The 19,741-nt window shown below is 70.1% G+C and carries 16 protein-coding genes and 1 riboswitch; of the genes, 13 read left to right on the forward strand and 3 right to left on the reverse strand.

Annotated elements, in window-relative coordinates; all coding sequences use genetic code 11:
• Nucleotides 1–200 precede the first annotated feature (200 nt).
• From M878_RS74805 to M878_RS74855, 11 genes are all read left to right on the forward strand, one after another.
• Nucleotides 201–1,694 carry a serine/threonine-protein kinase gene (locus M878_RS74805; RefSeq protein WP_280923688.1) on the forward strand — a complete coding sequence of 498 codons (1,494 nt, stop codon included), beginning with the start codon at nucleotides 201–203 and terminating at the stop codon, nucleotides 1,692–1,694.
• A 97-nt stretch (nucleotides 1,695–1,791) separates the two neighbouring features.
• Nucleotides 1,792–2,619 (forward strand): glycoside hydrolase domain-containing protein, encoded by an 828-nt coding sequence (locus M878_RS74810; RefSeq protein WP_023549959.1) that lies wholly within the window; start codon nucleotides 1,792–1,794, stop codon nucleotides 2,617–2,619.
• A gap of 155 nt (nucleotides 2,620–2,774) precedes the next feature.
• Entirely contained in the window at nucleotides 2,775–3,431 is a 657-nt protein-coding gene (locus M878_RS74815) for a SurA N-terminal domain-containing protein (RefSeq protein WP_023549960.1), read from the forward strand.
• A 163-nt stretch (nucleotides 3,432–3,594) separates the two neighbouring features.
• A complete protein-coding gene (locus tag M878_RS74820; protein ID WP_051430299.1) occupies nucleotides 3,595–4,635 on the forward strand; it encodes a nucleoside triphosphate pyrophosphohydrolase in 1,041 nt (346 codons plus the stop codon).
• Between the two features lie 137 nt (nucleotides 4,636–4,772).
• Nucleotides 4,773–6,083: a cytochrome P450 family protein gene (locus tag M878_RS74825; protein WP_023549962.1), complete on the forward strand. Its 1,311-nt coding sequence runs from the start codon at nucleotides 4,773–4,775 to the stop codon at nucleotides 6,081–6,083.
• Nucleotides 6,084–6,233: 150 nt separating this feature from the next.
• Entirely contained in the window at nucleotides 6,234–7,409 is a 1,176-nt protein-coding gene (locus M878_RS74830) for a LysM peptidoglycan-binding domain-containing protein (RefSeq protein WP_031225742.1), read from the forward strand.
• A 182-nt stretch (nucleotides 7,410–7,591) separates the two neighbouring features.
• A riboswitch (cyclic di-AMP (ydaO/yuaA leader) is annotated at nucleotides 7,592–7,766 on the forward strand.
• A gap of 4 nt (nucleotides 7,767–7,770) precedes the next feature.
• Nucleotides 7,771–8,460 carry a LysM peptidoglycan-binding domain-containing protein gene (locus tag M878_RS74835; RefSeq protein ID WP_023549964.1) on the forward strand — a complete coding sequence of 230 codons (690 nt, stop codon included), beginning with the start codon at nucleotides 7,771–7,773 and terminating at the stop codon, nucleotides 8,458–8,460.
• Nucleotides 8,461–8,814: 354 nt separating this feature from the next.
• Complete coding sequence (eno, locus tag M878_RS74840; protein WP_425347911.1) at nucleotides 8,815–10,095, forward strand: phosphopyruvate hydratase; 1,281 nt, start codon at nucleotides 8,815–8,817, stop codon at nucleotides 10,093–10,095.
• A gap of 133 nt (nucleotides 10,096–10,228) precedes the next feature.
• Nucleotides 10,229–10,705, forward strand: a complete 477-nt coding sequence (locus M878_RS74845) for an FtsB family cell division protein (RefSeq protein ID WP_023549966.1) — start codon at nucleotides 10,229–10,231, stop codon at nucleotides 10,703–10,705.
• A gap of 29 nt (nucleotides 10,706–10,734) precedes the next feature.
• Complete coding sequence (locus M878_RS74850) at nucleotides 10,735–11,268, forward strand: DUF501 domain-containing protein (protein ID WP_023549967.1); 534 nt, start codon at nucleotides 10,735–10,737, stop codon at nucleotides 11,266–11,268.
• 19 nt (nucleotides 11,269–11,287) lie between these two features.
• Entirely contained in the window at nucleotides 11,288–12,259 is a 972-nt protein-coding gene (locus M878_RS74855; RefSeq protein ID WP_023549968.1) for a Ppx/GppA phosphatase family protein, read from the forward strand.
• Between the two features lie 83 nt (nucleotides 12,260–12,342).
• Here M878_RS74855 and M878_RS97710 read toward each other — a convergent pair whose 3' ends face one another.
• On the reverse strand, nucleotides 12,343–12,567 hold the full coding sequence (locus tag M878_RS97710) for a hypothetical protein (protein WP_158692777.1): 225 nt from the start codon (nucleotides 12,565–12,567) through the stop codon (nucleotides 12,343–12,345).
• 573 nt (nucleotides 12,568–13,140) lie between these two features.
• Here M878_RS97710 and M878_RS74860 point away from each other — a divergent pair.
• Together M878_RS74860 and M878_RS74865 are read left to right on the forward strand one after the other, a co-directional pair.
• Nucleotides 13,141–14,523 carry an NAD(P)/FAD-dependent oxidoreductase gene (locus M878_RS74860; RefSeq protein ID WP_078630384.1) on the forward strand — a complete coding sequence of 461 codons (1,383 nt, stop codon included), beginning with the start codon at nucleotides 13,141–13,143 and terminating at the stop codon, nucleotides 14,521–14,523.
• Between the two features lie 200 nt (nucleotides 14,524–14,723).
• Nucleotides 14,724–16,025 (forward strand): SAM-dependent methyltransferase, encoded by a 1,302-nt coding sequence (locus M878_RS74865; protein ID WP_023549970.1) that lies wholly within the window; start codon nucleotides 14,724–14,726, stop codon nucleotides 16,023–16,025.
• 58 nt (nucleotides 16,026–16,083) lie between these two features.
• Here M878_RS74865 and M878_RS74870 read toward each other — a convergent pair whose 3' ends face one another.
• Nucleotides 16,084–18,612 carry an ABC transporter permease gene (locus M878_RS74870; RefSeq protein WP_023549971.1) on the reverse strand — a complete coding sequence of 843 codons (2,529 nt, stop codon included), beginning with the start codon at nucleotides 18,610–18,612 and terminating at the stop codon, nucleotides 16,084–16,086.
• On the reverse strand, nucleotides 18,612–19,382 hold the full coding sequence (locus M878_RS74875; protein WP_023549972.1) for an ABC transporter ATP-binding protein: 771 nt from the start codon (nucleotides 19,380–19,382) through the stop codon (nucleotides 18,612–18,614). Before M878_RS74875 ends, M878_RS74870 begins: the two co-directional genes overlap by 1 nt.
• Nucleotides 19,383–19,741 lie beyond the last annotated feature (359 nt).

The raw sequence follows: 19,741 nt of genomic DNA on the forward strand, positions 1-19,741 counted from the left end.
CCCGATGCCGCACAGCCCGTGCCCCGGCCGCCGCTGGCCACCCCGCCGCCGCAGCGCCCGGCGCCCACCCACATCGAGCAGGTGCGTGCCGAACTGGACGAGCTGAGCGACTACTTGCGCAGGCACGACGGCCGGCACGACAGCCACGAGAGCGGAAGGTGAGCGTGGCGACAGGACGTGTCGTCGCCGGCCGGTACGAACTGTCCACGCTCATCGGACAGGGCGGCATGGGTCAGGTGTGGACGGCGTACGACCGGCGGCTGGACCGGCGCGTGGCGGTGAAGCTGCTGCGCCCCGACAAGGTGGCGGGCCAGGAGGCGGACGAGCTGCGCCGCCGCTTCCTGCGCGAGTGCCGGGTGACCGCGCAGGTGGATCACCCCGGTCTGGTGACCGTGCACGACGCGGGCAGCGAGGGCGAGGAGCTGTTCCTCGTCATGCAGTACGTCGACGGCGCCGACCTCGCCGACCATCTCGCCGAGCGCGCCCCGTACCCGTGGCCGTGGGCGGTCGCGGTGGCCGCGCAACTGTGCGCCGTGCTGAGCGCCGTGCACGCCGTGCCGATCGTCCACCGTGACCTCAAGCCGCGCAATGTGATGGTGAAGCAGGACGGCACGGTCACCGTGCTCGACCTGGGCGTGGCCTCGGTGATGGACACCGACACCACCCGGCTCACGCACACCGGTTCCCCGATCGGCTCGCCCGCCTATATGGCGCCGGAGCAGGCGATGGGCGGCGCGGTCGGCCCGTACACCGACCTGTACGCACTCGGTGTGCTGATGCACGAACTGCTCAGTGGCGACGTGCCGTTCGCGGGCTCCACGGCACTCGGCGTGCTGCACCGGCATCTCTACGAGCCCCCGGTGCCCGTGCGCCGGATCCGCCCCGAGGTCCCCGAGGCGCTGGAGCGGCTCGTGCTGCGCCTGCTCGCCAAGGACCCGCAGCACCGCCCGGGCTCCGCGCAGGAGGTGTACGAGGACCTGGCGCCGCTTCTGCCCGCGCGTGGGACCCCCACCGGTGCGCCTTTGGACCCCACGCGCCCCTTCATGCGCCCCCACGCTCCCTGGCCGGACCGTGCGCGGACGCCCGCGCCCCAGCCCGCCCCTGTCACGCCGGCACCGCCGGCGGCCGAGAAGCCCGACGTCGCCGCGGCCGTGGACGAGGTCAAGCGGCTGCTGGGGGAGGGGCGCATCACCCAGGCCGTGGACATCCTGGGCGCGATCCTGCCCGCTGCCGCCGAACAGCACGGCGCGCACTCCTCGGTCGTGCGCACCCTGCGCAAGCAGTACGCGGCCACACTCATGGACGACGGCCAGTACCGGCGCGCGCTGCCCGAACTGCGCCGCCTCGCCGGCGAACGCGCCGCCGAGGCCGGCCAGGCCGACCCGCAGTCCCTGCGCTACCGCTATGAGGCCGCGCAGTGCCTGGAGCAGCTGGGCGAACCGGCGGCGGCGCTCGCCGAGTACCGCGCGCTGCTGCCGTACTACGAGAACCAGTACGTCTCCGGCGACCCGCAGCTCGCGCACGAGGTCCGCCGGCGCATCGGCCATCTCCTGCTCGCCGTCGGCGACCGGCCGTCCGCGCACGACACCCTCGCGCGGCTGCTGGTGGATGTGGAGCGGCTGCACGGTCCCGGCTGTCCGATGGCCATGGAGATCTGGCGCACCCTGCAGTGGCTGGGGCAGATGCGGGGGTAGCGGGGGCGGTTGATAGGTTGCGCTTCGCTTTTGCCGGTCGCCGCGGCTTCGCTCCCAGGTGCCGCGCGGAGGGCGACGTACACAAGGGGTGGGATTCATGGCCGGTCATCGGGAGCCGAAGAAGCACAGACACCTCACGTGGGCGGTGACCGGCGTCGCCGTGGTCGCCGGGGCCGGGATCGCCGCGCAGACCTCCATGGCCGCCACCACGTGGCCCGCGCAGAAGACCTTCACCGGCCGCGCGTTCGACACCTGCGGCGCGCCCTCGCTGTCGGCGATGAAGGCCTGGCACACCGGCTTCTACGGCGCCGCCGCCGTCTATGTGGGCGGCAGGAACCGCGGCTGCGCGCAGCCCCACCTCACCGCGTCCTGGGTGAAGTCGGTCAGTTCGCTCGGCTGGAAGCTGATCCCGGTCTACGTCGGCGCCCAGCCGCCCTGCCAGTCCGGTCCCGGCCCGGAGAAGCTGACCGCGACCACGGCCGCCTCCCTCGGCGCCAAGGATGCCGCCGACGCCGTGGCCAAGGCCTCCGCGCTCGGCATGAAGGCGGGCAGCCCGGTCTACCTCGACATGGAGGGGTACGACGTCACGAACAAGGCGTGCAACGACGCCGTGCTGACGTATGTGCGCGCCTTCGGCAAGGGGCTGCGCGCGAAGACGTACCGCAGCGGTTCCTACGGCTTCTCCAGCTCCAGTGCCAAGGCCATCGCCACGGCCACGGACAGGACGGACCTGCCGGGCAACCTCTGGTACGCCCTGTGGGACAGGCAGAACACGACGACCGCGGACTGGCCGTCGGAGGTGAGCCGGTTCACCCGCCACAGCCGCGGCCACCAGTACATGGTCAACAGCAAGGAGACATACGGCGGGGTCACGCTCACCGTCGACCGGGACGCGTGGGACGCGCCGGTGGCCGTCACCGGCTGATCCGGCGGCCAGGCCGGTGACCTCGCGGGTCGCGGCGGTGCCCGAAGCGCGTGCGAATCGTTGGTCGAATGGGTTGGCCGCAGGCTGCCCACTGCCTACCATCGATCACCGCAAGACTTTGTGCACCGTCGCACAATCTCCCCTTGGAGGTTCCCTTGCACCGCCGCCGTCGCACCGCGCTCGTCCTCACCGCCGCGATCGCCGCCGCGGCACCCCTGCTGACCGCCTGCGGAAGCGACGCGCACCCGGGCGCCGCGGCCGTCGTCGGAGGGCAGCGGATCACCGTCGCCCAGCTGGAGGGCCGGGTCGACGAGATCCGCAGGGCACAGCGGGCCGCGGTGCCGGACGAGGCCCAGTACCAGCAGGTCCTCGCCTCCACCAGCAGCCTCACCCGCGACACCCTGCACAACCTGGTCCTCGACCGGGTGCTGCACCGCGCCGCTCAGGACGCGGGCATCTCGGTCACCCGCAAGGAGGTCCAGCAGATGCGCACGGACCTGGAGCAGCAGGCAGGCGGGGCCAAGGGGCTCGAGACGGCCTGGCTGCAGAAGTACGGCATCGCCCCCGCCCACCTCGACGAGAACCTCCAGCTCCAGCTGGAGGCGCAGAAGCTGGCCAAGAAGCTCGGCACCGACACCAGCCAGCCCGCCTTCTGGAAGGCGCTGTCCAAGGCCTCCCAGGAGCTCCGCGTCGACCTCAACCCGCGCTACGGCGCCTGGGACGTACAGAAGAGCAGCCGCGTGGACGTCAAGACGCCCTGGGTGCGGGAGGTCACGACGTCCGTGGCGGGCGGCCAGCCGATGACGTCCTGACGCCGGGCCGGGCACGGCTTGACGCCGGGCCGTACGTCGGCCGGGCCGGTACGGCGATGAGGGACGGGGTGATCGAGCGGACTCCGGTCATACGATCACACGATCAACCCCCGCCTGTGGATAACTGAATCCGTCCCCTGCCGCGGTGGGTTACGTTCGGATCGTGAACGCATCCAGCTCCGACCTCGCCCCTGCCGCCGACCCCGGTCGCATCGTCCTGCTCACCACCAGCCACCGCGTCGCCCCCGGCCTGCTGTCCTGGCCCGCCTGGCAGGCCCTGCGCGCCGCCGACGCCGTGCTGTGCGCCGACGGAGCGCATCCGCAGCTGCCGTATCTGCGCGAGGCCGGGATAGCGGTGGCAGAGGCGTCTCCCACCGCGCAGGAGCTGGTCGACGCCTGTGCCGGTGGGCGGACGGTGGTGGTCGTGGCCACGGGCGAGGGAGAGCCTGCGCTCACCGACGGCCTGGCCCGGCTGGCCGGCTCCGGCCGCGTCTCGATGCCGGAGCTGGAGCTGCTGCCGGCCTCGTACGACCTGCCCGGCGCCCGTCTGCTGGACCTCGTGCAGGTCATGGACCGCATCCGCGCCGAGTGCCCCTGGTCGTCCCGGCAGACCCACGAGGGCCTCGCCAAGTACGGCATCGAGGAGGCCTACGAGCTGGTCGAGGCAATCGAGGCCGGCGACCGCGACGAGCTGCGCGAAGAGCTGGGCGACGTGCTGCTCCAGGTCGTCTTCCACTCCCGGATCGCCGAGGAACACCCGGACGCTCCGTTCTCCATCGACGACGTGGCCGGCGGCATCGTCGCCAAACTCGTCCACCGCCACCCGCATGTCTTCGGCGACGAGAAGGCCGAGACGCCGGAGGACGTCAAGGAACACTGGCTGCGCACCAAGGCCGAGGAGAAGCGGCGCACCTCGGTCACGGAGGGCGTCCCGCTCGGCCAGCCCGGCCTGGCCCTCGCCGCCAAGCTCGCCTCCCGAGCCCGCACGGCGGACCTGGACGTCCCCCTGCCCCGAGGCGAGGACGTCGGCTATGACCTCCTCGCCCTCGCGGTCCGCGCCGAGGCGTCCGGCGTCGACCCGGAGGCCGCACTCCGAGCGGCGGCACGGGTGTACCGCGACGCGATACGCCAGGCGGAGGGCACGGACGGCAGAGCACCGGAGCAGGCTCAGGGCACGGATGGCAGGGCGCCGGAGAAGGCTTAGGGCGCGGATGGCAGAGCGCCGGAACAGTAAGGAGGGGTACCAAGGGCGCGGCACCGGATCAGGCCCGGGGCACCGATGGGCGGCGAGGGCGTCGTACCGGAGAAAGGGGGAGCGGTGTGTCCGGATACCGTCGGGGGGTGACCGACCAGCACCACGCCCCGACCACCGCCGGATCCCTCCCGGACTCCGCCCCCGACCTCTTCACCTGGGAGTTCGCCACCGACCCCTACCCGGCCTACGCCTGGCTGCGCGAGCATGCGCCGGTGCATCGGACGCGGTTGCCCAGCGGGGTCGAGGCGTGGCTGGTCACCCGGTACGCCGATGCCAAGCAGGCCCTCGCGGACCAGCGGCTGAGCAAGAATCCAGCGCATCACGACGAGCCCGCGCACGCCAAGGGCAAGACCGGTATCCCCGGCGAGCGCAAGGCCGAGCTGATGACCCATCTGCTGAACATCGACCCGCCGGACCACACCCGGTTGCGCCGACTGGTCAGCAAGGCGTTCACCCCGCGCCGGATCGCCGAGTTCGCGCCCCGGGTGCAGGAGCTGACCGATGAGCTCATCGACCGGTTCGCCGCGAGGGGCTCGGCCGACCTCATCCATGAGTTCGCCTTCCCGCTGCCCATCTACGCCATCTGCGACATGCTCGGCGTCCCGCGCGAGGACCAGGACGACTTCCGGGACTGGGCGGGCATGATGATCCGGCACGGCGGAGGGCCCAGGGGCGGGGTCGCGCGGTCGGTGAAGAAGATGCGCGGCTACCTGGCCGAGCTGATCCACAAGAAGCGCGAGGCGCTGCCCGCCGAGCCCGCGCCCGGTGAGGACCTCATCTCCGGCCTCATCCGCGCCTCCGACCACGGCGAGCACCTCACCGAGAACGAGGCCGCCGCGATGGCGTTCATCCTGCTGTTCGCCGGCTTCGAGACGACCGTCAACCTCATCGGCAACGGCACCTACGCCCTGCTCACCCACCCCGGGCAGCGCGCCCGGCTCCAGCGGTCCCTGGCTGAGGGGGAGAGGGACCTGCTGGAGACCGGAGTGGAGGAACTCCTGCGCTACGACGGTCCGGTGGAGCTGGCCACCTGGCGGTTCGCCACCGAGCCGCTCACCATCGGCGGGCAGGACATCGCGCCGGGGGATCCGGTGCTCGTGGTGCTCGCGGCGGCGGACCGGGATCCGGAGCGGTTCGCCGACCCGGACGTACTGGACCTCTCCCGGCGTGACAACCAGCACCTCGGCTACGGCCACGGCATCCACTACTGCCTCGGCGCGCCGCTCGCCCGGCTGGAGGGCCAGACCGCGCTCGCCACCCTGCTCAGCCGCCTGCCCGACCTGCGGCTCGGTGCCGATCCGGCCGAGTTGCGCTGGCGCGGCGGGCTCATCATGCGGGGCCTGCGCACCCTGCCCGTGGAGTTCACCCCGGCCGTCGGCAAAACCGTGGAACGGTGAACACGAAGGGGGTTCAACTCTGTGATCTTCACGTGATCTGCGCGGCATTAACTTGTGACAAGTGATCGTCTGCCTATACGTTCACCCATCAGCGTGGCGACGCGCACCAAGGCGCCGCGCCGGTCCTGCTGTCGCACGAAAGGCATCCGTATGCTCTCCGGGAACGGTCGTCACCGTCGCCCCCGTCAGGCTCCGGCCCTCCTCGTCGCGGCAGGAGTGACCGGCTCCGCCATCGCCATTCCGCTGCTCGGCGCCGCGAGCGCCAACGCGGCCGACGGCACGACATGGGACAAGATCGCCGAGTGCGAGAGCGGTGGCTCCTGGAGCGCGAACAGCGGGAACGGCTACTACGGCGGCCTGCAGATCTCGCAGGACGACTGGGACAAGTACGGCGGTACGCAGTACGCCGACAGCGCCGACCAGGCCAGCCGCTCCCAGCAGATAGCCGTGGCCGAGAAGATCCTCGCCGGCCAGGGCACCAAGCCGTGGGCCATGTGCGCGCTGACCGCCGGTCTGACCTCCCACTCCGGTTCGGTCGACGTGGACCCCGGCGTGAGCGGCTCCGGTGGGTCCAGTGCCGGGTCCGGCTCGTCCGGCGGCTCCGATCCGTCCGGTCTGCCGGATTCGTCCTCCTCCGGATCGAGCTCCGGCTCCGGTTCCGGCTCTGATTCCGGCTCCGGTTCCAGCTCTGACGCCAGCCCTGGCGCCGACTCGGGCTCCGGCTCCAACTCCGCCTCCGGTTCGGATTCCACCGGGCCGGATTCTCCCGGTCCGGATGCCTCCGGCTCCTCCTCGTCCGGCGCGACCGCCACGCCGGCTCCCGGTGCGAGCCCGGGCAAGGGTGCCACCGGGACCCCGGAGGCGACCGACGGCTCCACCGGTGCAAGTACCCCCAAGTCCGACAAGGGGGACGAGACCGGCTCGACCGGTGACGAAAGCCGGCAGGGGGGTGACAGCTCGCCCACGGCGACTCCCGGCACGGATGAGTCGGACAATTCCCAGCAGACCAGCGGCTCTTGGAGCCTGGTCGACACCGGCACGCTCAGCAGCGGCGGACGTCACCGTGGCGAGAGCGCGGACGAGAGCGCGGGCGCAAGCGCGGCAAACGGCCAGAACGCCCCGCGATCCGGTCGTCATGCCGACCGCGAACGGGACACCTACACCGTCCGCGAGGGCGACTCCCTCACCTCCATCGCCGACTCTCTTGGTGTCGACGGCGGATGGCATGCGCTCTACGCCGCCAACCAGAAGGTCATCGGCGCCGACCCGAACCACATCACCGCCGGTCAGACCCTGAAAGTCACGGGCGAAAAGGACGCCGAGTAGCGGGAGTTGACGCCCCGCTTCGCGCCTAATGTCCGGTTTGGCGAAAGTGTGGGATGAGTCTCAGAAGCCCTGATCGTCTTTGAAATTCCCTCGATCACCTGTCTACGGTCAGGACCGCTCGTCACCACGAGCCCCGGCAGCCGTAACGCCGAATCCTGCCAGCGGTTGCCCGGGAACAGTCGTCGCGTCATGCGCCGTAGGCAGGAGCGGGGGACCCAAGGTAAGTGCTGGAACCGGCAGTTGACGCCGGAACCGGCTTGGGGTGAAGCCGCAGGCCCGCGACAGCGGGCGTGCGGCCGGGCAACTCAACCGGCCCGAACCCGACAGCTCACCTCGCAGGCGTCGGTGAGGGGATCGATCCATGCTGTTCTCCGGCAAGGGCAAGCACCGTCGTCCGTCCAAGGCCGTCCGGGCCGTCGCGCTCGTCGGTGTCACCGGCGCCGCCGTAGCCGCCCCGCTCATGGCGGCCGGCAACGCCTCGGCCGCCACCGCCTCCGAGTGGGACACCGTCGCCCAGTGCGAGTCGGGTGGCAACTGGTCCATCAACACCGGCAACGGCTTCTACGGCGGTCTGCAGTTCTCCGCCTCCACCTGGGCCGCGTACGGCGGTACCGCCTACGCCCCGGCCGCCAACCAGGCCACCAAGGCGCAGCAGATCGCCGTCGCCGAGAAGGTCCTCGCCTCGCAGGGCAAGGGCGCCTGGCCGGTCTGCGGCACGGGCCTGTCCTCCGCCGCGTACAACGGCTCCGCCCCGAGCACCACCTCGTCGAGCAAGAGCACCGGCACCACCACCCGCTCCACCGACCAGCAGGCCGCCACCCGCTCCGCCGAGCGCACGGCCCCGGCGAAGAGCAAGACCGTCACCACCCCGACCGGCAAGAAGGTCAAGAAGGGCGACGGCGAGTACAAGGTGGTCAAGGGCGACACCCTCAGCTCCATCGCCGAGAAGCACCACGTCGCCGGCGGCTGGCAGAAGCTGTTCCAGCTGAACAAGGACATCGTCGAGGACGCCAACCTCATCTACCCGGGCCAGCAGCTGCACCTGAAGTGACACATCCGGCTCCGGCCGGATCCACGGCGCCCTCACATCGCCCCCCACACTGAAGCTCCCGTGAGGGTCACCCCCCGTCCCCACGGGCTCCCCGCCCCGGCGCGTGTTCCCCCGTACGCGCCGGGGCGGGGTCTTTTGTTTCGCGCCACGTTTCCCCACTCTTCAGTCCGGGATCATCGGAACCCCCCTTTGTTCCATCGGTGAACAATGGGTACCGTCTGCGTGTCCCTCTCCGTCCACGGGACGGTCGGTCGGTGGCTGATCCCCCGGAGACGGTTAGGCTCTAGTCGCAAGGCACAGCCGTAAGGCACACCACCTCGCACTTCCAGCGTCACATCCAAGAAGGAGATGCTCGTGCCGTCCATCGACGTCGTCGTAGCCCGGGAAATCCTGGACTCCCGAGGCAACCCCACGGTCGAGGTCGAGGTCGGCCTCGACGACGGCAGCACGGGTCGTGCCGCCGTGCCGTCCGGCGCCTCGACCGGTGCCTTCGAGGCCATCGAGCTGCGCGACGGTGACCCCAACCGCTACCAGGGCAAGGGCGTCGAGAAGGCCGTCCTCGCCGTCATCGAGCAGATCGGTCCGGAGCTGGTCGGCTACGACGCCACCGAGCAGCGCCTGATCGACCAGGCCATGTTCGACCTGGACGCCACCGACAACAAGGGCTCGCTCGGCGCCAACGCCATTCTCGGCGTCTCCCTCGCCGTCGCCCACGCCGCCTCCGAGGCCTCGGACCTCCCGCTCTTCCGCTACCTGGGCGGCCCGAACGCGCACCTGCTGCCGGTGCCGATGATGAACATCCTGAACGGCGGTTCGCACGCGGACTCCAACGTGGACATCCAGGAGTTCATGATCGCCCCGATCGGCGCGGAGTCCTTCTCCGAGGCCCTGCGCTGGGGCGCCGAGGTGTACCACACGCTGAAGAAGGTCCTGAAGAACAAGGGCCTGTCCACCGGCCTCGGCGACGAGGGCGGCTTCGCCCCGAACCTCGGCTCCAACCGCGAGGCCCTCGACCTCATCATCGAGGCCGTCAAGGAGGCCGGCTACGCCCCCGGCCAGCAGATCGCCCTCGCGCTCGACGTGGCTGCCTCCGAGTTCTACAAGGACGGCAAGTACCTCTTCGAGGGCAAGGAGCGCTCCGCCGCCGAGATGACGGAGTACTACGAGGAGCTGGTGGCGGCCTACCCGCTCGTCTCCATCGAGGACCCGCTGTTCGAGGACGACTGGGCCGGCTGGAAGGTCATCACCGACCGCATCGGCGACAAGGTCCAGCTGGTCGGCGACGACCTGTTCGTCACCAACCCGGAGCGCCTGGCCCGCGGCATCGAGGAGGGCACCGCCAACGCCCTGCTGGTCAAGGTCAACCAGATCGGCTCGCTGACCGAGACCCTGGACGCCGTCGAGCTGGCCCAGCGCAACGGCTACAAGTGCATGATGTCCCACCGCTCCGGCGAGACCGAGGACGTCACCATCGCCGACCTGGCCGTCGCCACCAACTGCGGCCAGATCAAGACCGGCGCGCCGGCCCGCTCCGAGCGTGTCGCCAAGTACAACCAGCTGCTGCGCATCGAGGAGATCCTCGACGACGCCGCGGTGTACGCCGGCCGCAGCGCCTTCCCGCGCTTCAAAGGCTGAGCCCGTAGAGGGTAAGGCTTAGCCAGTCGTACGTACGTCCCCGTACCCGGTCCCGTACCGTGTGCGGGGACGTACGCGCGTGTGCAGTACACAGGACGACGTGTGCAGCGCACAGGACAAGGGGAGGCGGGACATGGCCGTGAAGGACCGGGACCGGTTCTCCACCGCGACCAGGCTGCGGCTGCTCGGCGAGCAGACGGCGGCCCGGGTCTACCGTTCGCAGACCAAGCGGCAGGACCGCCGCTCCAGGCTCACCGGCCGGGCGGCCCTGCTCGCGCTGGTGCTGTGCTCGATGATCGTCGCCCTCGCCTACCCGATGCGGCAGTACGTCACCCAGCGCGCGCAGATCTCCGACCTCCAGCGGCAGCAGGAGCAGGCCCGTAAGCGGGTCGAGCAGCTGCGCGACCTCAAGGCACGCTGGCAGGACGACTCCTACGCCGAGCAGCAGATCCGGCTCCGGCTGCACTATGTGATGCCCGGGGAGACCGGGTACATCGTCGTGGACCCGGGTGCGGCCAAGCAGTCCCGCTACGACCTCAGGGCCGCCCACCGGCCCTGGTACGCGAACATCTGGGACGGGGTCGACAAGTCCGACGCCTCCGACCAGTAGCAATCGATAGAAAGCCACCTGAAGCAGTCATGGAAACGCCCCCGCCGCCCACTCCGCGCACCGAGCCCACCGATGCGGACGTCGAGGCCTTCAAGCAGCAGCTCGGCCGTCCGCCGCGGGGCCTGCGGGCCATCGCGCACCGCTGTCCCTGCGGCCAGCCGGATGTCGTGGAGACCGCGCCGCGGCTGCCCGACGGCACGCCCTTCCCGACGCTGTACTACCTGACCTGCCCGAAGGCGTCCTCCGTGATCGGCACTCTGGAGGCGAACGGCGTGATGAAGGAGATGACCGAGCGGCTGCGGACGGATCCGGAGCTGGCCGCCGCGTATCGCTCCGCGCATGAGGACTACATCCGGCGGCGGGACGAGATCGAGGAGCTGACGGGGTTTCCGAGTGCGGGGGGTATGCCGGACCGGGTGAAGTGCCTGCATGTCCTGGTGGCCCACTCGCTGGCCGCCGGGCCCGGTGTGAACCCGCTCGGCGACGAGGCGATCGCGATGCTGCCGGAGTGGTGGGCCAAGGGGACGTGCGTCGTGCCGTGTGCCGACGCCGCGGACAAGTAGAGAGAAGAGGGGCCTCACCATGACCCGCGTCGCCGCCATCGACTGCGGTACCAACTCCATCCGGTTGCTGGTCGCCGATGTGCACCCCGAGACCGGTGAACTCGTCGATCTGGACCGCCGGATGACGATCGTGCGGCTCGGCCAGGACGTCGACCGTACCGGCCGGCTCGCTCCGGAGGCGCTGGAGCGGACCTTCGCCGCCTGCCGTGCGTACGCGGAGATCATCAAGGAGCACGGCGCCGAGCGCCTCCGCTTCGTGGCCACCTCCGCCTCCCGCGACGCCTCGAACCGCGACGACTTCGTGCGCGGCGTGCTGGACATCCTCGGGGTCGAGCCGGAGGTCATCACCGGCGACCAGGAGGCCGAGTTCTCCTTCACCGGTGCGACCAGGGAGCTGATGGGTCGGAGCGACGTGACCAAGCCGTATCTCGTCGTGGACATCGGCGGCGGCTCCACGGAGTTCGTCGTGGGCGAGGAGCACGTCCGGGCGGCGCGGTCGGTGGACGTCGGCTGTGTGCGGATGACGGAACGTCACCTGGTGCGGGACGGCAAGGTCTCCGACCCGCCGGGCGAGGAGCAGATCGCCGCGATAAGGGCCGACATCGAGGCCGCCCTGGACCTCGCGGAGCAGACAGTGCCGCTGCGCGAGGCGCACACCCTGGTGGGTCTCGCCGGGTCCGTCACCACCGTCTCGGCGATCGCCCAGCAGCTGCCCGAGTACGACTCCGCGCGCATCCACCACTCGCGGATCTCGCACGACCGCGTCCGCGAGATCACCGAGTGGCTGCTGCGCTCCACGCACGCCGAGCGCGCCGCGATCCCGTCCATGCACCCCGGCCGGGTCGACGTCATCGGCGCGGGCGCCCTCGTCCTGCTCGCGATCATGGAGCGGATCGGCGCGGAGGAGGTCGTGGTGAGCGAGCACGACATCCTCGACGGCATCGCCTTCAAGGTGGCGGAAGAGGCGGAAGCGGGCAAGGGCGGCCGCTGATCCGCGGTGACGTGAAGCGGCCCCGGTGCCTCATGGCCAGGAACCGGGGCCGTCGCTCGGGCCCGAGCCGGGCCGGCCGTCAGTCAGCAGAGAAGGGCGATGAGGGCGATGCACCCGTTGTTGCCGTCGTCTTCGTCATGGCCGCCGGCGGGGGCGGCCGCGTGGGTGGTGTGGTGGTGGGGGGCAGGTGTGACCGCCGCGGCGGATGCGGCCGTAGCCGTCCCCGTCGCAAGGGCGATGCCCAGGACTGCGCTGATCGCGCATATTCGCGAAAGGGCCTTCTTGGAGGCCGGCTGTGAAGTGTTCATGCAGGCACGCTATGGGCGCTTGCGTCCGATATCGCGCGGTACGTGGCTGATGGGTGAACAAGGCTGCATCCGGCGATCCGTCCGGGTGATTTCCGCCGGCCGCCCGCTGTTGCCCGGCTCTCATTTGTTACTGATGGGTAGCCGCTGGTTGAGCAGGTCGGATAACGTTTGAGCGGCTCCCCGGGGGGCTCTTCGGTGCCCTTCGAGGTCTCGCGGTGACGTGGCGTCGGAAAACTTCGTGAAGTTCTTCACAAGGATTTCGGCCCGGCTGGCGTACGGAAGGCGGCCTGTTGGCCCTTTCGGGGGCCGAAGGGGCCTTTGAACATGTTCAGATAGAGGTCGTACGACACCTGCGGATCGCGTGCCGGCGACCGTGTTCCGGGCGGCTCACGTCCTCGCTCGCTGCCGAGAGAGGCAGCTCACGCGGCATTGACAACGGCCCAAAGGATGCTGCGGTTCCCCTGGCCGGTCATGATCTGCGTCACGCGAGTCGCGGAGTTTAGCACAGGCCCTACCGGACCTTGTGAAGGGGCGCACGAGCGACCCCCTGGGGGCGGGTGGATACTCGATGGCATGAGCACCACGGAGCGTCCCAGGATCCTCGTAGTAGGCGGTGGGTACGTAGGCCTGTACGCAGCTCGGCGCATTCTCAAGAAGATGCGCTACGGCGAGGCGACCGTCACGGTCGTCGACCCCCGGTCGTACATGACCTACCAGCCCTTCCTCCCCGAAGCCGCCGCCGGCAACATCTCCCCTCGCCATGTCGTCGTCCCGCTGCGACGCGTGCTGCCGAAGGCGGAGGTCCTCACCGGCCGGGTCACCACCATCGACCAGGACCGCAAGGTCGCCACGATCGCCCCGCTGGTGGGCGAGGCGTACGAGCTGCCCTTCGACTACCTCGTCATCGCGCTCGGCGCGGTCTCCCGCACCTTCCCGATCCCCGGCCTCGCCGAGCAGGGCATCGGTATGAAGGGCATCGAGGAGTCCATCGGCCTGCGCAACCACGTCCTCGAGCAGCTGGACAAGGCCGACTCCACGACCGACGAGGAGATCCGCCGCAAGGCGCTCACCTTCGTCTTCATCGGTGGTGGCTTCGCGGGTGCGGAGACCATCGGCGAGGTCGAGGACATGGCCCGGGACGCGGCCAAGTACTACAAGAACGTGTCCCGTGAGGACATGCGCTTCGTCCTCGTCGACGCCGCCGACAAGATCCTGCCCGAGGTCGGCCCCAAGCTCGGCCAGTACGGCAAGGAGCACCTGGAGAGCCGCGGCGTGGAGATCTACCTCTCCACCTCGATGGACTCCTGCGTGGACGGTCATGTCGTGCTGAAGAACGGCCTCGAGGTCGACTCCAACACGATCGTGTGGACCGCCGGCGTCAAGCCCAACCCGGCCCTCGCCCGTTACGGCCTGCCCCTCGGCCCCCGCGGCCACGTCGACTGCGAGACGACCCTCCAGGTCAAGGGCACGGACTACATCTGGGCCGCCGGTGACAACGCACAGGTCCCGGACCTCGTCGGCCGCAAGGCGGGCAACGAGAACGCCTGGTGCCCGCCGAACGCCCAGCACGCGCTGCGCCAGGCCAAGGTCCTGGGCGACAACGTGGTCTCCGGTATGCGGGGCTTCCCGCAGAAGGACTACGAGCACGCCAACAAGGGTGCGGTCGCCGGTCTCGGCCTGCACAAGGGCGTGGCGATGATCGTCATGGGCAAGATGAAGATCAAGGTCAAGGGCCGCCTCGCCTGGTACATGCACCGTGGCTACCACGGCATGGCGATGCCGACCTGGAACCGCAAGATCCGCGTCTTCGCCGACTGGACCCTCGGCATGTTCCTCAAGCGCGAGGTGGTCTCCCTCGGCGCGATGGAGAACCCGCGCGAGGAGTTCTACGAGGCGGCCAAGCCGGCGCCGGTGGCTGCCGCGAGCAAGACCGAGGCGAAGGCCAAGGCCTCCTGACCCTCACCGGTCGCTGACCCAACCGAAGGACCTCCTGCCATCCGTGGTGCGGGAGGTCCTTCGGCGTTCCCGGACCACCATCTACGTGCCACATGCATCTGTTTTGCCGAGTTGTAACCCCTTTGCGGGACTGCGCAGGGAAGCCGACGGTGTTTACGTGGTTACCGGCATCCGGGATCGTCGTCTTGGAGGTGTGCGCCATGGCCGACGCCGCGTCGCGGCTGAGGAGTCTTGCCGAGCAGGTACTGGGAGCCCCGCTCCCGGTCCGACTGCGGGCCTGGGACGGATCACAGGCCGGGCCGCCGGAGGCACCGGCGCTGATCGTACGCAACCGCCGTGCCCTGCGCCGCATGTTGTTCAAACCGGGCGAGCTGGGCCTCGTCCGCGCCTGGGTCTCCGGCGATCTGGACGTCGAGGGTGATCTGTACTCCGCGCTGGACGCGCTGGCGGGACTGGTGTGGGAACGCGGGGATGACGCCCGCGGTCTCGTCGAGAGCCTGCGCGACCCCGTTGTGCGGGCCGCCGTACGCGAGTTGCTGAAGCTGGCGGGGCCGCCGATCCCGCCCGCCCCGCCGCGCGAGGAGGTGCGCAGGCCGCGCCGGCATCTGCACACCCGCCGCACCGACCGGCAGGCCATCAGCCACCACTACGACGTCGGCAACGACTTCTACGAGCTGGTCCTCGGCCCGTCGATGGTCTATTCCTGCGCATACTGGGGGGCCGTCGACAATGACGAGACGCTGGAGACCGCCCAGCGCGACAAGCTCGAACTCATCAGCGCCAAACTCGGCCTGACGCCCGGTCAGCGGCTGCTGGACGTCGGCTGCGGCTGGGGCTCGATGGCCATCCACGCGGCCCGTGAGCACGGTGTGAGCGTCGTCGGGGTCACGCTCTCGCAGGAGCAGGCGGCGTACGCCTGTAAGCGCGTCGCCGACGAGGGGCTGACCGACCGGGTGGAGATCCGGGTCCAGGACTACCGGGACGTCAGGGACGGCCCGTTCGACGCGATCTCCTCCATCGGGATGGCCGAACACGTCGGCGCCGAGCGCTATCTGGAGTACGCCCGTCAGCTGTACGGCCTGCTGAAGCCCGGCGGGCGGCTGCTCAACCACCAGATCGCCCGCCGCCCGCAGCGGGACGAGACGGCGTACGAGGTCGACCCGTTCATCGACGCGTATGTCTTCCCCGACGGCGAACTCGCGCCCATCGGCACCACCGTCACCCAGCTGGAGCGCGCCGGGTTCGAGGTGCGGGATGTGGAGGCCATCCGCGAGCACTACGCCCGCACCCTGCGCCAGTGGGTCGCCAGCCTGGAGGCGGACTGGGACCGCGCCGTCCGCCTCGCCGGCCCCGGCCGCGCCCGCGTCTGGCGGCTGTACATGGCCGCCTGCGCGCTCGCCTTCGAGAGCAACCGGATCGGCGTCAACCAGGTCCTGGCCGTCCGCACTCCTGAGTCCGGCGCCTCCGGGCTGCCGTTGCGCACCCGTACCTGGAACACCTGACAGCGGGTACGGCAATGGGGGCCCCGCCACCGCGAGGCCCCCTTGCTCATGCGTACGGCTACTCGGCCTTGATCGCCGCCAGCATGTTCAGCTTCGCCGCGCGCCGGGCCGGCCACAGGGCGGCCAGGACACCGACCGCGCCCGCCAGCAGCAGGAAGACCGCCATCCGGCCCCAGGGCAGGACCAGTTCGTACGTCGGCATCTTCGTGCCCAGCAGCTGTCCGGCCGCCCAGCCGAAGAACACGCCCAGCCCGATGCCGAGCACCCCGCCGAACAAGGAGATCACCAGGGACTCCAGGCGGACCATCCGCTTGACCGCCTTGCGGTCCAGGCCGATCGCGCGGAGCATGCCGATCTCCTGGGAGCGCTCGAAGACCGACATGGCCAGGGTGTTGATGACACCGAGGACCGCGACGATCACCGCCATGCCGAGCAGGCCGTAGAGCATGTTGAGCATCGTCGTGAAGATCTGCGCGATGCTGTTGGAGATGTCCTGCTTGTCCTGGATCTTGATCGCCGGGTTGGCGCCCAGGGCCTGTACGAGCTTGTCCTTGGCCGCTTCGGAGGCGCCGTTCGCCGTCTTGACCATGACCTGCATGTCGGCCGGGTTCTTCAGATGCGGGGTGAGGACCTTGTTGTCGAGCATGATCCCGCGGATCATGTCGTTGCCCTCGTAGACACCGGCGACCGTCAGGGTCCGTGCCTTGCCGTCCTCGAAGTGCGCGGTGAAGTGCGAACCGGGCGTCCAGCCGTACTCCTTGGCCCGGTCCTTGTCCACGACGATCTGCGAGCCGCCCACCTTGAAGGTGCCCTCGTCCACCTTCAGGTCCGTCAGCTTCCCGATGGCCGCGCCGTTCACACCGGTCAGGAACTCGGTCTTGCCGTCGATACGGGACTCGGCGTTGCGCAGCGGGCTGCTGGCGGTGACGCCGGCGGTGGCGGCGACCTTCTCCGCCACGTCCGGGGAGAGCGGGGAGCGGTTGGCCATCGAGACGACGTAGTCCGCGCGGATCGCCGAAGAGGCCATCTTGTCGATCGCCGTCTGCAGGCTGCCCGCCATCACGGTCATGCCGGTGATCAGGGTCAGGCCGATCATCAGCGCCGAGGCGGTGGCCGCCGTACGGCGCGGGTTGCGCACCGAGTTCTGGCGGGCCAGCTTGCCCGAGACACCGAAGACACGCAGCACCGGGGCGGCGGCCGCGATCAGCGGCCGGGACAGCAGCGGGGTCAGGATGAACACGCCGATGATGAGCAGGACCGCGCCGATGCCCATCGGGCCCTGGGCGGAGTCGGCGTCCATCGTCGTGGCCCCGACGACCGTCGCGACGCCGGCCGCCGCGAACAGCGAGCCGAGCGTGTTGCGCAGTACCAGCGACTTGGTGGTGGCCTTGGCGTGCACGCTGCTCATGGCTGCCACCGGCGGGATCTTCGCGGCCCGGCGGCCGGGCAGCCAGGCGGCCAGCATGGTGATGAGGATGCCGACCGCGAGGGCGGCGACCACGGTGCCGGGGCTGATGACCAGCGGTCCGTCGGGCACGCTCGCGCCGAAGGAGCCCAGCAGGGTGCGCAGGCCCGCGCCGATGCCGATACCGGCGACCAGACCGGTGACACCGGCGACCGTACCGACCGCGAACGCCTCGATGAGGACCGAGCGGGTGACCTGGCGGCGGGAGGCGCCGACCGCGCGCAGCAGAGCCAGTTCCCGGGTGCGCTGGGCGACCAGCATGGTGAAGGTGTTGGCGATGATGAACGTGCCGACGAACAGGGCGATACCGGCGAACACCAGCAGGGACTGCTTCAGCCCGCTCATGGAGTCGGCGATCTGCTTCGCCTGGTCGTCGGCGAGCTGCTTGCCGGTGGTGGTCTCCACCAGGTGCGAGGGCAGCGCCGCGTCCAGCGCGGACTTCAGCGCGGACTGGCTGGTGCCGGCTGCGGCCTTGACGTCGATCTCGTCGTAGCCGCCCTGCTTGCCGAACAGCTTCTGCGCGGTCGGCGTGTCGAACAGGGCGAGGCTGCCGCCCGCGGCGACATTGCCGTCGTCGGTGGTGAAGACGCCGCTGATGGTCGGGGTGAGGACCGGGCCGTCGACGGAGAGCCGCACGGTGTCGCCGACCTTGTAGCCGGCCCGCTTCGCGGTCCTGGAGTCGAGCAGCACCTCGTCCCTGCCGTGCGGGGCGTGGCCGCTGACCAGCGGGTAGCGGGCGTCCTTGGTGCCCCAGTAGTTGCCGCCGGCGGACTGCCAGTCGCCGCCGAGCAGCTTGCCGTCCTTGTCGGCGACGGCGGTGAAGCCGCTGACGACACCGGTCGCGGAGGCGGCGCCGGGGACCTTCGAGGCCTTGTCCAGCATGGCCTGGGTCAGATCCGGCGTCTTGCCGACCTTGTCGCCCTTGGAGTCCTGGTACTTGGACTGCACGGCGACGTCGACCTGGTCGAAGCCCTTGGCGGAGCTCTTCTGGTAGGCGTCGGAGATGGTGTTGGTGAAGACCAGCGTCCCGGAGACGAAGGCCACGCCGAGCATGACGGCGAGCACGGTCATCAGGAGCCGGGCCTTGTGCGCGAGGACGTTGCGCAGGGCGGTGCGGAACATCAGCTGGTACGGCCCTTCGCGTCGAACTGCTTCATCAGGTCGAGGACGGCGTCGGCCGTCGGGCCGTGGATCTCGTCGACGATCCGGCCGTCCGCGAGGAAGACCACGCGGTCGGCATAGGCGGCGGCTACCGGGTCATGGGTCACCATGACGACGGTCTGGCCCAGTTCGCGCACCGAGTTGCGCAGGAAGCCGAGCACCTCGGCGCCGGATCGCGAGTCGAGGTTTCCGGTCGGCTCGTCGCCGAAGATGATGTCCGGCTTGGAGGCCAGGGCACGGGCGACGGCCACGCGCTGCTGCTGGCCGCCGGAGAGCTGCGCGGGCCGGTGGCTGAGCCGGTCGGACAGGCCGACCATCGAGATCACCTGGTCCAGCCACGCCTTGTCGGCCTTGCGGCCCGCGATGTCCATCGGGAGGGTGATGTTCTCCAGGGCGGTCAGCGTCGGCAGCAGGTTGAAGGCCTGGAAGATGAAGCCGATCTTGTCCCGGCGCAGCTTGGTCAGCTGCTTGTCCTTCAGGGAGCCCAGCTCGGTGTCGCCTATGCGCACCGATCCGGACGAGAAGGTGTCGAGGCCCGCCACGCAGTGCATCAGCGTGGACTTGCCCGAACCGGACGGGCCCATGATCGCGGTGAACTCGGCCTGCCGGAAGTCGACGGAGACCCGGTCCAGGGCGACCACCCGGGTCTCACCCTGCCCGTAGATCTTCGACAGCTCTGTGGCGCGGGCGGCCACGGTGCTGGTCCGGGCGGCGGTCGGTGTGGTGGTCACGGGACGGTGCTCCTGTCGGGACGACGTGTTCCATGGGGACGGATCCATCGTCCCGGCGCCAGGACGCCATGTAGTCAGTCGCTGTTCCGGTTCCTGGGGGCGACCCGGGTCGGACGAGCGGGCGCCGTGTCATACCTGGGGAGGACACCCACCCCTGAGAACGGCACCGTGAACCGCACGGTGAACGGCACGCTCGAATCGGTGCCGAACGGCGTCCAGAACGGGTGGTACGCCCTCGTTCGGACGGTGAAATTCCGTCATTCCACGTACGGGCGTATCCACGTCGCGGCACGCTGTTGGCAAGTGCGGATGGCTCGTTCCATGGGCTGATGCACCCTCAGACGTCAATAAAATAAGAC

This window comes from Streptomyces roseochromogenus subsp. oscitans DS 12.976, assembly GCF_000497445.1.
GTDB lineage: Bacteria > Actinomycetota > Actinomycetes > Streptomycetales > Streptomycetaceae > Streptomyces > Streptomyces oscitans.